Genomic DNA, 14,977 nt, shown 5'->3' on the forward strand with positions numbered 1-14,977 from the left:
CTTCCGTCTTCGGTCATCTGTCCAAAAATCTCGTTGTTAACTGACAACGGACAACTGACAACTGAACTCGGAACACTGGCCACCACTCACTCAATACTAATCTCATCCACAAAAATAAAGCTTCTTCCATCTTCTGGGTAGCCCAAATGCCATGTAGGAAGTTTGCCCATTTTTTTTGCTATAAGCTTAATGTACTTTGCGTTTTTGTCTTTTAAATCGAACGTAATAGTTCTAATTTTAGTTTCATCCGATCGTTTGGCAGCATTCAAGCTTTGTTTTCCGATGAATTGGAAATTTTGATTATCGGTTGAGACGTAACAAAATACTTCTGTAGGATAAAAGATCCAAGAACGTTGGTCCTGAAGAAAGTTCAGGCTAACAGATTGAATGGGTTGCTCTTCACCCAAATCAACAATAGCCACCACATCTTGATCTTGATAGCCTTGCCATGAGCCCGTTCTATAATCTTTGGTGCCCTTCATGCCGTCGATGAGCGCGTTTGTGCCACCGGCGCTATATTGGTTGGTATAGTTGGTGTTGAGGGTAATGGTCCTGTTAGGATCAATCTTGTAAAAAGTAGTGGCGAGAGTCGCACTTTTCTCGCCATCTTTTTCTGAATAGACTTTTAAGGTTGCAGGTTCAGAAATTATAAAAGGAGTTTCATATTTGACAAAAACGGAATCATTCAGAGTGTAAAAAATATCGGTCTCTTTTTGGGCATTTCCTAAAGTCACTTCAGTGTCAACTTTAAAGGCCAGATCACCTTTTGCAATAAATGGAACAGGCACTATTTTAAAGTTATCGATAGATGTGGTTGGCACGTCATCATCATCAGTTCCCCAATCAGAAGGAGAATCAGTCATATAGAACTCTAAAATCCCACCTGATAAAATATCGTTTGAAGTAATATAAGTCTTGTCCAATCTACTGCCATTAAGTTCAGCATAATCGATGTATTTGTTTTCATCAGAAAGATCAAAGGCTTTAATGGTAAAGTTTTTGCCGTTTTCAAGATTGATGGTCGCTTTCTCAAATAAGGGCGTTCCGATAATATAGTCGTTGGAGCCTGGCGTTACCGGATAAAATCCCATTGCTGAGAAAATGTACCACGCGCTCATTTGACCGCAGTCTTCATTTCCCGCAATTCCATCAGGCTCATTTTTATAGAGCTCTGTCAAAATTTGATGGACTTTCTCCTGGGTTTTATAGGGTTTATTGACAAAATTATAAAGATAGGCCATATGGTGGCTCGGTTCATTGCCATGGGCATATTGACCGATGAGTCCGGTAATATCTACTTGGTCACGTCCGGAAGTCTTGCTAGTGGCGGTAAATAAGGTATCCAACTGTGCTTCCAAAACTTCTTTGCCTCCTAAGATGTCTATAAACCCAGAAACATCCTGAGGCACGTAAAAACTATACTGCCACGCATTGGCCTCTGTATAATTGAAATTGACTTCAAACGGATCGAACGGTGAGAACCACGTGTTTTTAAATCGGCCTCTCATAAATTTCGTTTCAGGATCAAAAACGTTCTTATAGTTTTGGGCACGTTTTAGGTAGGTTTCGTAGTCGTCATCTTTATCCAAGGCATAAGCCATTTTTGCAAGGGTCCAATCATCATAGGCATATTCCAGTGTTTTGGAAACTGATTCACTTTCTTCCTCCACAGGAATAAACCCAAACGCTTTATATGATTTCAGTCCCAAATGGTCTTGATTGGCAGAATGTTTCATCGCTTTAAAAGCCTTTTCAGCATCAAAGCCTTTGATGCCCTTTAAATAGGCATCGGCAATTACAGGAACCGCATGGTAACCAATCATGGTGCCGGTATAATTTGCGCTCAAATCCCACATGGGCAAGATGCCACCTTCGTCATATTTTGCGATCAGCGTATTGATAAAATCGCTCGTGCGCTTCCGTTCAATAATACTATATAAAGGATGCGCCGCACGATAGGTGTCCCAAAGCGAAAACACGGTGTAATACTTGAACTCTTTAGTCGAATGGATTTTTAGGTCCATGCCTCTATAGCGTCCGTCCACATCTTGATAGAGGTTAGGGGCAATCATGGTATGGTACAACGCCGTGTAAAACGTGATCTTGCGGTCTTGGTTATCACTTTCAATGACAATTTTTTCCAGCTGCTTTTCCCAGACATTTTGAGCGTTTGCTTTTATTTGGTCAAAGGTTTGATCGCCAATTTCTGTTTGTAGATTTTTCTTGGCTCCTTCTTCATCAACAGCGCTAATGCCAATTTTTACATATACAGGTTCATTTTTAGGATTATCAAATTGGAAGACCGCTTTTTTATGGGTCAGTTTTTGTTTTGAAGCGATTAAATCTACAGACAGTGGATGCGAGAACTTGATATAGTAAAACAATTTTTGATTGGTAGCCCAAGCTTTAGAATGGCGATAGCCCGTGATTTCAGTTCTGGAAATCTGCTTGATTTTTGAGGCCATTAGTTGATCTCGATGTACTAGGTCTAATACAATAATTTGGTTTTTAGAGGTAGGAAATTGGTATTTATGGATGCCACTGCGCTCAGACACCGTTAATTCAACATCAATGTCGGTATCTTCTAAATGGACTTTATAATACCCAGGTTCAGCTTTTTCAGTGTCATGTGAAAATTTTGAGCGGTAGCCTTTTTTGCCATTACTCCCGTTATTAAAAACCACTTCATTGGTTGGCATGAGCAGTACATCGCCATAATCAGTAATGCCAGTGCCGCTAAGATGCGTGTGCGTAAATCCGTAAATATGGGTATCCGTATAATGATAGCCAGAAGCGCCATCCCAACCCTCAAGTCGTGTATCAGGACTCAATTGCATCATCCCAAAAGGCATGGTCGCTCCCGGATACGTGTGCCCGTGACCCCCTGTGCCAATAAACGGATTGACCAATGACACTAATGAGGTGTCCTTTTTAGCTGGCGTTGTTTCAGGATGATCAGCGCATCCTATACATAGAAATAGCACCGAAATAGCTAGTAAAAATGACTTCATTTGTGAACCGGTTGGTATTGGGGTGGAAATATACTAAATCTTAAGGGATGGTTAATTATTAAGGCAACATTTTAATAACAGTTTAATTCATTTATCTTTGATAAAAACTGCTCTTATGTTGAGATGGCTCTTGTTTACCATATTTTATATTCTGATTACGTTATATGGGTTTCAGGCCATTAGGACACTTACAAAAAGCATCTGGATATACTATATATTTATTGCCATTGCGGTAATTATAGCCGGCAATCTCATCCTTCAATTTGCCATGGGTGCTGGAGGTCGCGTGCTGTCGCCATCAAAGAGTTATGCCTTCGGATTTATTTTGGCTTTTATGTTGTTCAATATTGTTTTGCTTGTGTTCCTGTTGGGCGAGGATACGGTACGATTTTTTACAGGCCTCTACTCTAAATTTTTCACAGCTCAAGAAGCCTTCCATTTACCATCAAGACGAAAGTTTGTTAGCGGGATTGCTTTGGGAGTGGCGGCTATTCCTTTTGTGTCCTTACTTTATGGTATGTATCAGGGTAAGTATAATTTTAGGGTGATCAAACACACCTTGCATTTTGACGATTTGCCTGAGGCTTTTGATGGGTATCGCATTACCCACATCAGCGATATCCATAGCGGAAGTTTTACTAACCGTCCAGAAATTGAGCACGCCGTTGCGATGGTTAAGGAGCAACAGTCAGATGTGATTATGTTTACCGGAGATCTTGTCAATAATAAGAGTACAGAATTAGTGCCATGGAAGGATTTGTTTGCGGAATTGAAAGCAGATGATGGCGTCTTTTCAGTATTGGGAAATCATGATTATGGCGATTATGTGGATTGGGATTCTTCCGCGGAGAAACAACAGAATTTGGAAGAATTAAAACAACTCCAAAAAGAAATGGGCTATGACCTTTTGCTCAATGAAAACAGATTTATTGAGCGCAACGGGCATCGTTTAGCATTGTTGGGCGTCGAAAATTGGGGAAAAGGGGGCTTTAAAAAAGCAGGCGATTTAAAGAAAGCTGCAGAAGGCGTTGAGCCTGACGATTTTAAAATATTGATGAGCCATGACCCAAGCCATTGGGAAGAGGTGGTGATTAATGATGATTACCACTACCATTTAACCTTGAGCGGGCATACCCACGGCATGCAGTTTGGGATTGAAATTCCGGGATGGATCAAATGGAGCCCAATAAAATACCGTTACAAACACTGGGCAGGCGTTTATAAAGAAATGGGCCAGTATATTAATGTCAACAGAGGCTTTGGCTATTTGGGCTATCCTGGTCGGGTTGGGATTTGGCCAGAAATTACAGTAATTGAGCTAAAAAGAGGGTCTAAAAACATCACGGCATAGCCTTAGGATTGAGCGTCAGTAAGCTATTTATGCATGCTTTAGGTTAATAAAAAAAAAATAAGTAGGTTTGTATTAACACATTTGATTTAAACATTAAAATGTATGTCAAAATTCGGGGAACTTATAGATGTCAATATTCCAGTTTTATTGGATTTTTTTACGGAATGGAACGAACAATCTACTGCAATGCATCCTGTGCTAAGAGATGTAGCTGCCGCACTTGGAGACAAGGCAAAAGTAATCAAAATAGATGTTGATAAAAATAAGGATTTGGCAGAAGCACTTCGCATCAAAGGTTTGCCTACGCTTATCATCTACAAAAGTGGTGAGATGAAATGGCGCCATAGTGGGGAGCAGGACGCTAATACCCTTATCAATATCCTTCAAGAATATATCTAATGAGTGCCTAAGAGGTAGGAATCAAAACTATTTCAAAGAGATTTTATCAAAGTTTCTAGATGATACTTTTAAAGACATACCCTTTTTTGCTAAAATGCTCCAATGTTTTGGTTAAGGCATACTTCATAAGTTGAGCAGCTTTTACGCTATCATGAAAGACTATAATACTTCCTGGTCCTGCATTAGAAATGACATTTTGTGCACATCCTTCTTCAGACAGGGAATCTTTCCAATCAAAAGGTAAAACATCCCACATAATAATTTTGTACCCTAAGTCTATCAAGCACTTGCCTTGTTTGGGCCTGATCTGGCCGTATGGTGGACGGAATAGCTTTGGTGATTTGGATATAGAATTTGGAATTTGAAGGTTTAAATTTTCAATTTGGCGGTTGATGAGTTCCTGCGTTTTTAACACCTGTTCCACATAAATAGCACTGTTGGTTTGCCAACCCTTAGGATGATCAAAGCTATGATTGCCAACAGCATGGCCGCTTTTTAAAATGTCCTGAACTGTCTGAGGATGTTTTTCAATGTTGTTGCCAATACAGAAAAAGGTGGCCTTTGCATGGTAAGATTCTAAGAGGTCAAGAGTCCAGTGGGTTATTTCTGGCGTTGGTCCATCATCAAATGTCAAGTAGATTATTTTTTGATCTTCAGGCATATTCCAAACGTATTTTGGGAATATGCCTTTGATCAATTGAGGTGTTTTTACAGGAATGAGGTTCACGAAAAATCAGTCAATTTGTAACAGTGTGTCAATGGTATCTATAGTCAAATCACGTTCCTCTCTAGGGGCGCGTTGTCTTGGCTCTTCGCCCATAAAGTGCTTGAACAACTGTAGATAATTATTAAACTTCTCCGTCTCTTTCATTGCAAATTCCTTGTCGTTGTAAAAAACGAGAATGTCTACTAAGCTTCTGTAGCGCTCAATATCCGTAACAATTTCATCTAAATAGCGGGTCTGGTTTTCTATAGACAGCTGGCTGTAATACGTCAAACTTTCTTGGTATTTTTTACTGACATCCTGATAAAGTGTTCTGCCTTTTTCGATTTTGCCAATTTCATAATAAGCACTAATATAGGGCTCCAATAGGGTGTAGAAGCCAAAGAAATCTACAGGCATTTGTGTCATGGCCAAATCTGCTATCTTTTCAGCTTTTTCAGGTTGGTCTTCATTAATCAACTGCTCTATTAGGCGCGCTAAGTTACCTCTATAAGTGATTGAATTTTTACGGGTTTCAACATCGTGATAAATGTTAGGACTCCCACTGTTGCCCCAATTCCATGCCATCACTTGGTCATACATGGCATCTGTATCTACACGGCCCATATCAAATGGGTTGGCTTTGTCAACAGGAGTTCTTATAGGCACAAGTTTATAACAAAGACCATCCAATTGAAGGTAATCCTTCATCCAGATATAATCATCATCACCAAAACTTCCTCCCGTAAAATAGATAGGACGTTCCCAATTATTATTGGCAATGATATCTAACATGAGCAACCGGTTCTTGTAAAGGGCGCCGCCAGTAATTTTGATGACAATATCATCGACAATTTGATCGGCGTTTTTTTCTTTTACAATCCCATGTTTTAAGACGTTAGCTTTGTCCACAGGGATTCTTACCATTTGAGTAGGATAGTAGTTAGCATTTAGCATATTTGATGGGTAGCCACTGATATCCCTGCCTTCTTGCTGTAAGGCATATTTGAGTTTTGTACGCGGATTATCACTGCTCACAAAATCCATGAAATCCTTAATGTCCAAAGTGTCTTTCGTGATCTCTTTTTCCACAATATAATCTCTTGTACCGTATCGGAACTGATCATGCGTCAATTGTGATGGGATAGGATCACTGGTGTAAGCTTTACGTTTCATTTGATCAATATACCAGTCGGTCTGAAAAAGACTGGTGTTGATCACTCTCACATCCCTGCGGATGCCTTCAATTTCTTGGGCATACCACAATGGGAAGGTGTCATTATCTCCAATGGTGAATAAAATGGCATTAGGTGCACAAGATTCCAGATATTTTATGGCCATAGCATGTGCCGTTTTTTTGCCAGAGCGATCATGGTCATCCCAATTGTTAGCGGCCAAGATGCCGGGAACTAAAATTAAACAAACCAACGTAATGGCATGTGGTAGATATTTAGACGCTGTGTATTTTCTGAGGGCGTCAAAAATAGCATACACCCCGAAACCTATCCATAAGGCAAACACATAGAAAGAACCGACTACTGAATAATCACGTTCCCGTGGCTCAAATGGGCGCACGTTCGTATAAAATTGAATGGCGAGACCTGTCATCAGGAAAAACACCAACAAGGTCCAAAATAATTTTTTATCCCTTCCAATTAAAAATAGAAAGCCGATGATTCCTAAAATGAGGGGCAGAAAATAATACGTATTCCGCGCTTTGTTATTTTTTACATCACTCGGTAAATTGTCTTGGGACATATTAAGGTGCCATGCATCAAAAGGGTTGATCCCACTGATCCAGTTGCCATTTAAATCGTCATACTTGCCTTGGATATCATTTTGGCGCCCTACAAAATTCCACATGAAATAGCGCCAGTACATATATCCAAATTGGTATTCAAACATGTAGCCAATGTTTTGAACCAATGATGGTTTTTCAATGGTTAAATATTGACCAAATTGTTTTAAGAATTTATTGTAATCACTGTAGTCGACATTACCTTCCCTCACGTTTTGTTTGAAATCAGCCACCATGTCCCTGATCTGGGCTTCCATCTGATATTCTGGTTTGATGTTAAAATCTAACAAACCGGTAAACATCATATAATTTTCAGCGTTTTCGGGGCTCCACATTCTAGGTAAAATGGACGCATGCTCAGCGTTGTAGTTTTGTTTGGCGTTTTTATAATCGTTGACAATAATGTACTTTCCTGCTGCTTTGTCCTTTTCATAATTGGGCTTATCATCAACATAAGGTTCATTTTCATCGAGTCCTGTATACTGTTCTGTAAATAAAGGGCCGTAAAACAAATGTGTTTCAGGATATTGCTCCAAGTTATAATATGCTAGTAATTCGCGTGCATTTGATGGGTCATTTTCATTGATGACCACTTTGGCATTTGCTCTTATTGGCAGCATCAACCAACATGAAAATCCGATAAAAATAAACAGTAAACACAACACTAAGGTATTAGCAACATATTTATGGTGTTTTCGGGTATATTTCAATCCAAAGTAGAAGGCGGCAACCACAATAATAAAGGCGATGATGGTGCCGGAATTGAAGGGCATCCCAAGGCTGTTCACAAAAAATATCTCAGAGGCACTGAAAATTTTCAACGCATTTGGAAGCAACAATTTAAAGATAAATAATAAGATGGCTGCCGAAACCACGTTGGCCACTATGAAATTTGTAACCGTGATGGTTTTGTAATTCTTAAAGTAGTAGATCAGCCCGATAGCAGGAATGGTCAAAAGACCCATAAAATGCACACCAAATGATAATCCAATAACAAAGGCAATGAGAATTAGCCAACGGTTTCCTCGCGGCTTGTCCATATCCTGTTCCCAACGTAAAGCTAACCAAAACATAGCAGCCATAATTAAGGTGGCCATGGCATAAACTTCCGTTTCAACGGCATTGAACCAAAAGGAATCCGTAAATGTAAATGCCAAACTTCCTACAAGACCGCTGCCAAGAATCGCTATTTTTTTTGAGGTTGTAAATTCCTCATCTGTTTTAACAAGTTTTTTGAGGAGCAGAGTAATGGTCCAAAACATAAATAAAATTGTAAAGGCGCTGGCGGCACCGCTCATCATATTCAACATGGCACCAATTTGGGAAGGCTCTAGGGCGAACATGGAGAAGAACGCACCTAACATTTGAAATAGTGGTGCTCCTGGTGGGTGTCCTACCTGAAGTTTTGCGGAAGTCAATATATATTCTCCTGCATCCCAAAAACTAACGGTTGGTTCAATGGTAAGCGCATAAACGATAAATGCAATGGCAAAGGCGAACCAACCTAAAATGGTATTCCATTTTTTAAAGTTGAAATGATTCATAGATTTTTTGTTGAATTAGAGTGGCGAATTTAAGAATAATTATATAAGAGGGGAAAGTTTTTAAGTAAACGTTAAGTGTTTCTGGATTGTTTTTTGTTTGATTGCTGATCTTTCATGCTGAAAAAGAAGCATGAGGAAAGTTAGGTTGTTTTAATTTGAGTTTTTTCTATCAAAATAGTTGCGCAAATAAAATTTTGTTTTAAATTTGCACTCTCGTTTGAGATATTGGCCTATGGTGTAATTGGTAACACGTTTGTTTTTGGTGCAAAAGAGTCTAGGTTCGAGACCTAGTGGGCCAACAAAAATTAAAATACCCGACTTAGAAATAAGTTGGGATTTTGTTTTGTATAGAACCACTTCTAGAGGCGAGTGGAAGCACTAAGGGGTAAGCGTTTTTTTTGGTTGTCCCCAACGTCAACCTTATACATGATATAAGTAAACTGAATGCTGACCCTAGATAAATTTTGAGTAAAAGGTTTTTTTTATTTTGAAATTCATTGTTTAGTCTCTAGTCTCTAGTCTCTAGTCTCTAGTCTCTAGTCTCTATTCGCTACCGCCTAGGCAGCGCATCACGTGTTTCAAATTTTAAAGGTAATGACCGGCCGGCTGGCATGATTTACCAAATCTTCACTGATGCTACCGTTAAGAAAGTGCGAAATGCCTTGTCTGCCGTGCGTACTAATCCCAATTAAATCGGCATCAATTTCTTTAGAAAAATTTAAGATTCCGGCTTCAACAGTTTCATCATTATAAATATGAGTGGTATATTCTTTAAAGTCCGAATCTTTTATAAAGTCTTGTATACGCTCGTTAGCTTCTACGGTAGGTATGAAATTATTGGCTGTGTTGACCATAACCAGAAACATTTTAGCGCCAAAAAGCTTAGCAAACGCTGTGGCTTGTTTGTAAGTTTCTTTGTTGTCTTTATTAAAGTCTGACGCAAACACGAATCGGTTAATTGTGAATTTGGTGTGATTATTTTTAATCACCAACACCGGCAGGTCTGAAGTGCGTACCACCTTTTCAGCATTAGAGCCAATAAACATTTCCTTTAGACCGCTAGCCCCGTGAGATCCCATAACAATCAAGTCAACGTTTAGTTCATGACAAGTATCAATAATACTGCTAAAGGAAGGATAGTTTTTAACAATGTCATGTACTTCAAGGCCTTTGAGGTAATCTTTGGCCATGAGGTGCTCAAATTTTTGATGGGCCAACTTCATAAAAAACATCGCCTCAGGCAAAGGACTGGGAGTGTTCATCATATCAACCTGTTGCAGAGGAAGTTCTAACATGTGCAATAAATAAATTTCCGAACCATGTTTTTTAGCCAATTGTGCGGCTACTTTCAGGGCATTTTCTGCTTGATCGGAGAAGTCTGTGGGCACAAGAATTTTTTTCATGGTGTGGAATAGGGTTAGTGAAACATAAATTTAATAATAAAAATCGACTTTATATCCTTTGGATAAATCAATAAATAATTTGTATATTTGCACCGCTGAATGGTAAAAGAAAACACGAGGGGACAAGAAAGTCCCCTCTTTTTATACTGACAAAATGCTGAGTGAAAAGACGGTTAAGACCTTAATAGAAAACGGATTGGAAGAAAGATCAGATCTTTTTTTAATCGATTTCAAGATGAACGCTGATAATAAAATCAGTGTAGTTATTGATGGAGATAATGGCGTGACTGTTGAAGACTGTATGTTTATGAGTCGTGCTATTGAGCATAATTTGGACAGGGAAGAAGCAGATTTTTCTTTGGATGTTGCCTCCGCTGGTGCAACGTCGCCATTGGTCAACAATAGGCAGTATAGAAAAAATGTTGGCAGAACTTTGGAAGTGAAGGCAACATCTGATTTGAAAGTTGAGGGCGTACTGATTGATGTTGATGATACTGGAGTGACCTTGGAGTGGAAAACAAAAGAACCTAAGCCAGTAGGCAAAGGAAAAGTAGTGGTAAATAAGCAGGCTAAAATTATGTATGATGATATTTTAGAGGCGAAAGTGGTTATAAAATTTTAATTCGATACAGTTATGGAAAATATTGCGTTAATTGATTCTTTTTCAGAATTTAAGGACGATAAATTAATCGATCGTGTAACGTTAATGGCGATTTTAGAAGATGTTCTGAGAAATGCATTGAAGAAAAAATACGGTGATGATGATAACTTTGATATCATTATAAATCCTGATAAAGGCGATTTAGAAATTTGGAGAAATAGAATTGTTGTTGCTGATGGTGAGGTTGAAGAACCCAACCATGAGATTGAACTGTCTGAAGCACGCAAAATAGAGCCAGATTTTGAAGTTGGTGAAGATGTGGCTGAGGCTGTAAAACTTATCGATTTAGGACGACGCTCAATTTTGGCATTGCGTCAAAATTTGATCTCCAAAATTCATGAGCACGATAATACCAATATCTACAAGCAATTTAAAGATTTAGTAGGCGAAATTTATACTGCCGAAGTTCATCATATTCGACACAGAGCTATTATCTTGTTAGATGACGATGGTAACGAAATCATCCTTCCTAAGGAAAAACAAATTCCTTCTGATTTTTTCCGTAAAGGTGAAAATGTAAAAGGTATCATTGAAAGTGTTGAGTTAAAAGGAAATAAGCCAACAATTATCATGTCAAGAACAGCCCCAATATTTTTGGAGAAATTGTTCGAACAGGAAATTCCGGAGGTTTTTGACGGTCTGATTACCGTTAAAAAAGTGGTAAGAATGCCAGGAGAAAAAGCAAAAGTGGCGGTTGATTCCTATGATGATAGAATTGACCCTGTGGGGGCTTGTGTAGGAATGAAAGGTTCAAGAATCCATGGCATTGTAAGAGAATTGGGCAATGAAAATATTGATGTCATCAACTACACCAATAACATCCAATTGTTTATCACCAGAGCATTAAGTCCAGCAAGGGTAACCTCTGTAAAGCTTAATGAAGAAACTAAGCGTGCTGAGGTTGTTCTCAAGCCAGAAGAGGTTAGTAAAGCCATTGGTAGAGGTGGTCATAACATCCGTTTGGCTGGACAGTTAACAGGATATGAAATTGATGTCTTTAGAGAGGGTGCTGAAGAAGATGTTGAGTTATCAGAGTTTACTGATGAAATTGAAGGCTGGATCATTGAAGAATTTAGCAAAGCAGGGTTAGATACTGCAAAGAGTATATTAGAACAAGATGTTCAGGATTTGGTTAAAAGAACCGATCTAGAAGAAGAAACCATTTTAGATGTTATCAGAATTCTTAAGGAAGAGTTTGAAGAATAACACATATTAAGTTATATTAGAAGCAATTTATGGCTGATACAATTAGATTAAATAAAGTATTAAGAGAGCTCAATATTTCCATTGATCGTGCAGTTGATTTTCTTGAATCAAAGGGCATCGGCGTGGAAAAGAGTCCCAATACGAAAATATCAGAGGAGGTTCATACCATTCTTTTCAATGAATTTCAAACAGATGCCAATAAAAAAATGGCCTCTCAGGAGGTTAGTGAGGCAAAGTTGAAAGAAAAGGAAGAATTGCGTGTGCAGCGTGAACGTGAAATTGAGGAAAAACTGAGGAAGGAAGAAGCCAGCAAACAAGTTGTGAAAGCCAGAGGTGCCCTAAGTGGAACCAAACAAGTTGGCAAAATTGATTTGGATGCTAAGACATCTGAAAAGACCGAAAAGGCTGAAAAACCTCAGGCTGAGGAGCCTAAAGTTGAGAAGCCAATTAAAGTTGAGAAGCCAATTGAGCTGCCAACGCAACCTAAAGTTGCTGAAAAAGTCGTCCCAACAGAAAAGGTGATACCAAACGTTGAAGCAAAAGTGGAAGCTAAGGAAGAACCTAAAAAAGCTGAGCAACCTAAAGAAGAGGCCAAAAAATCTGAAACGGTTGAAAAGCCAAAGGTTATAGAAACACCCCCATCACTTAAAGCAGTGGAGCCTGCTGAAACACCAAAAGAGCCAGTTCCTGGTGATGAGCAAATAAAGACACAATACCAAAAGCTATCCGGCCCAAAAATTGCCGGAGATAAAATAGATCTTTCGCAATTCAATAAGCCGAAAAAGAAAAAAGAGGAGAGAAAACCTGCTGCTGCTGGTGACGCCAACAAGAAAAAGAGACGTCGTATCAGTAAAGGACCCGCTGCTCCTGGCGAAACAAAAACCCCTTACGGGGCAAATAGAGGTACAAGCCCTAACTATAAAGGGAAACCTGCAGGCGCCCGTGCGAGCACTGTAAAAGAAGAGCCAAGCGAAGCAGATGTTCAAAAGCAGGTTAGAGAGACGCTTGAAAAACTTCAAGGTAAGTCTAACAAAGGTAAAGGAGCCAAATACAGAAGAGACAAAAGAGATCAACACCGTCAACAATCAGAAAAAGATATTGAACAGCAAGCAGCTGAAAGCAAGGTTCTGAAAGTAACTGAATTTGTTACGGCAAGTGAAGTGGCAACCATGATGGACGTTTCAGTAACGCAAATTATCTCTGCTTGTATGTCCTTGGGGATGATGGTGACCATGAACCAACGTTTGGATGCTGAGACTTTGTCTGTTGTAGCTGATGAGTTTGGTTACGATGTAGAGTTTGTAACTTCTGATCTTGAAGATAATATTACAGTTGTTAAAGACAATCCTGAAGATTTGGTGCCACGTGCTCCAATTGTGACTGTAATGGGTCACGTTGATCACGGTAAAACCTCACTTCTGGATTATATTCGTAAAGAGAATGTGATTGCAGGAGAGTCTGGTGGTATCACACAACATATTGGTGCCTACGGAGTGCAATTGGATGGCGGCCAAAAAATGGCATTCTTGGATACACCAGGTCACGAGGCCTTTACGGCAATGCGTGCCCGTGGTGCACAAGTAACAGATTTAGCAATTATTGTAATTGCTGCTGATGATGCCATCATGCCTCAAACCAAAGAGGCTATAGCCCATGCCCAAGCGGCAGGAGTGCCTATTATTTTTGCTATCAACAAAATAGATAAACAAGGTGCTAACCCTGAAAAAGTAAAAGAAGGTCTGGCGCAAATGAATTTATTGGTCGAAGATTGGGGGGGTAAAATCCAATCCCATGATATCTCTGCCAAAACAGGTGAAGGCGTTAAGGAATTATTGGAAAAAGTAATTCTTGAAGCAGAATTATTAGAGCTTCAGGCAAACCCAAATAAAAATGCTGTTGGTACTGTTGTAGAAGCATTCCTAGATAAAGGTAGAGGCTATATTTCTACCGTTCTGGTGCAGGCAGGAACTTTGAAAGTAGGAGATTATGTCCTTGCTGGAAAGAACAGTGGTAAAGTAAGAGCGATGCACGATGAACGTGGAAATAACGTTAAAACTGCTGGCCCTTCAACACCAGTTTCGATTTTAGGATTGGACGGTGCACCTCAGGCAGGTGATAAGTTTAATGTATTTGCTGATGAACGTGAAGCGAAGCAAATTGCTGCAAAACGTACACAATTACAACGTGAGCAGTCGGTTAGAACTCAACGTCATATAACGCTTGATGAAATTGGTCGTCGTATTGCCCTTGGAGATTTCCAAGAGTTGAACATCATCCTTAAAGGTGACGTAGATGGATCAGTGGAAGCTTTGACAGATTCATTCCAAAAATTATCTACTGAAGAAATCCAAGTTAATATAATCCATAAAGGTGTGGGTGCCATTACAGAAAGTGATGTGCTATTGGCCACCGCGTCTGATGCTATTATTATCGGGTTTAACGTACGCCCAATGGGTAATGCACGTCAAATTGCAGATAAGGAAGAAATTGACATCAGAATGTACTCAATTATCTATGATGCCATTAATGATCTTAAAGACGCCATGGAAGGCATGTTGTCCCCAGAGCTTAAAGAGGAAATTACTGGTACTGCTGAAATTAGAGAGATCTTTAAAGTTTCTAAAATCGGAACGATTGCTGGATGTATGGTAACTGCTGGAAAAATTTTCAGAAACTCAAGCATCCGCTTGATCAGAGAAGGCGTGGTGGTATACACAGGCGAACTATCATCTTTGAAACGATTTAAAGACGATGCGAAAGAAGTATCTAAGGGGTATGACTGTGGTATGCAAATTAAAAATTATAATGACATCAAAGAGAATGATGTTATTGAAGCATTCCACGAAGTTGAAGTGAAGAAGAAATTGAAATAAGTTTCAAATATTAATATAAAAAAAAGAA

General features: G+C 39.2%; 9 protein-coding genes and 1 tRNA gene. 6 read left to right on the forward strand and 4 right to left on the reverse strand.

Going from position 1 to position 14,977, the window contains the following annotated elements:
- Window positions 1-86: 86 nt before the first annotated feature.
- Window positions 87-3,011: a GH92 family glycosyl hydrolase gene (locus tag A9996_RS11930; RefSeq protein ID WP_066435120.1), complete on the reverse strand. Its 2,925-nt coding sequence runs from the start codon at window positions 3,009-3,011 to the stop codon at window positions 87-89.
- Window positions 3,012-3,126: 115 nt separating this feature from the next.
- On the opposite strand from A9996_RS11930, the gene A9996_RS11935 reads away from it, so the two are divergent.
- Window positions 3,127-4,362: a metallophosphoesterase gene (locus A9996_RS11935; RefSeq protein ID WP_066435122.1), complete on the forward strand. Its 1,236-nt coding sequence runs from the start codon at window positions 3,127-3,129 to the stop codon at window positions 4,360-4,362.
- 102 nt (window positions 4,363-4,464) lie between these two features.
- Complete coding sequence (locus A9996_RS11940) at window positions 4,465-4,761, forward strand: thioredoxin family protein (RefSeq protein ID WP_066435124.1); 297 nt, start codon at window positions 4,465-4,467, stop codon at window positions 4,759-4,761.
- 55 nt (window positions 4,762-4,816) lie between these two features.
- Here the strand turns inward: A9996_RS11940 and A9996_RS11945 are convergent, their stop codons facing one another.
- Complete coding sequence (locus A9996_RS11945) at window positions 4,817-5,488, reverse strand: polysaccharide deacetylase family protein (protein WP_066435125.1); 672 nt, start codon at window positions 5,486-5,488, stop codon at window positions 4,817-4,819.
- A 6-nt stretch (window positions 5,489-5,494) separates the two neighbouring features.
- Entirely contained in the window at window positions 5,495-8,806 is a 3,312-nt protein-coding gene (locus A9996_RS11950; RefSeq protein ID WP_066435126.1) for a glycosyltransferase family 117 protein, read from the reverse strand.
- Between the two features lie 226 nt (window positions 8,807-9,032).
- Here A9996_RS11950 and A9996_RS11955 point away from each other — a divergent pair.
- Window positions 9,033-9,105, forward strand: a tRNA-Gln gene (locus tag A9996_RS11955).
- A gap of 279 nt (window positions 9,106-9,384) precedes the next feature.
- Here the strand turns inward: A9996_RS11955 and A9996_RS11960 are convergent.
- Entirely contained in the window at window positions 9,385-10,209 is an 825-nt protein-coding gene (locus tag A9996_RS11960) for a universal stress protein (protein WP_066435128.1), read from the reverse strand.
- Window positions 10,210-10,366: 157 nt separating this feature from the next.
- On the opposite strand from A9996_RS11960, the gene rimP reads away from it, so the two are divergent.
- The 3 genes from rimP to infB are packed head-to-tail and all read left to right on the forward strand — an operon-like array spanning window position 10,367 to window position 14,949.
- Window positions 10,367-10,831 carry a ribosome assembly cofactor RimP gene (gene rimP / locus A9996_RS11965; RefSeq protein WP_394337365.1) on the forward strand — a complete coding sequence of 155 codons (465 nt, stop codon included), beginning with the start codon at window positions 10,367-10,369 and terminating at the stop codon, window positions 10,829-10,831.
- Between the two features lie 12 nt (window positions 10,832-10,843).
- Window positions 10,844-12,076, forward strand: coding sequence for a transcription termination factor NusA (gene nusA / locus A9996_RS11970; protein WP_066435132.1), 1,233 nt, complete (start codon window positions 10,844-10,846; stop codon window positions 12,074-12,076).
- A 29-nt stretch (window positions 12,077-12,105) separates the two neighbouring features.
- On the forward strand, window positions 12,106-14,949 hold the full coding sequence (infB, locus tag A9996_RS11975) for a translation initiation factor IF-2 (RefSeq protein WP_066435134.1): 2,844 nt from the start codon (window positions 12,106-12,108) through the stop codon (window positions 14,947-14,949).
- The last annotated feature ends 28 nt before the right edge of the window (window positions 14,950-14,977 follow it).

Origin of the sequence: Gelidibacter algens, from assembly GCF_001678675.1 — a bacterium.
GTDB lineage: Bacteria > Bacteroidota > Bacteroidia > Flavobacteriales > Flavobacteriaceae > Gelidibacter > Gelidibacter algens.

What these genes read in the sequence shown, in the direction of transcription:
- infB (WP_066435134.1), top strand. Translation starts at nt 12,106, where the DNA reads ATGGCTGATACAATTAGATTAAATAAAGTATTAAGAGAGCTCAATATT.
- A9996_RS11960 (WP_066435128.1), bottom strand. Translation starts at nt 10,209, where the DNA reads ATGAAAAAAATTCTTGTGCCCACAGACTTCTCCGATCAAGCAGAAAAT.
- nusA (WP_066435132.1), top strand. Translation starts at nt 10,844, where the DNA reads ATGGAAAATATTGCGTTAATTGATTCTTTTTCAGAATTTAAGGACGAT.
- A9996_RS11930 (WP_066435120.1), bottom strand. Translation starts at nt 3,011, where the DNA reads ATGAAGTCATTTTTACTAGCTATTTCGGTGCTATTTCTATGTATAGGA.
- A9996_RS11935 (WP_066435122.1), top strand. Translation starts at nt 3,127, where the DNA reads ATGTTGAGATGGCTCTTGTTTACCATATTTTATATTCTGATTACGTTA.
- A9996_RS11950 (WP_066435126.1), bottom strand. Translation starts at nt 8,806, where the DNA reads ATGAATCATTTCAACTTTAAAAAATGGAATACCATTTTAGGTTGGTTC.
- A9996_RS11940 (WP_066435124.1), top strand. Translation starts at nt 4,465, where the DNA reads ATGTCAAAATTCGGGGAACTTATAGATGTCAATATTCCAGTTTTATTG.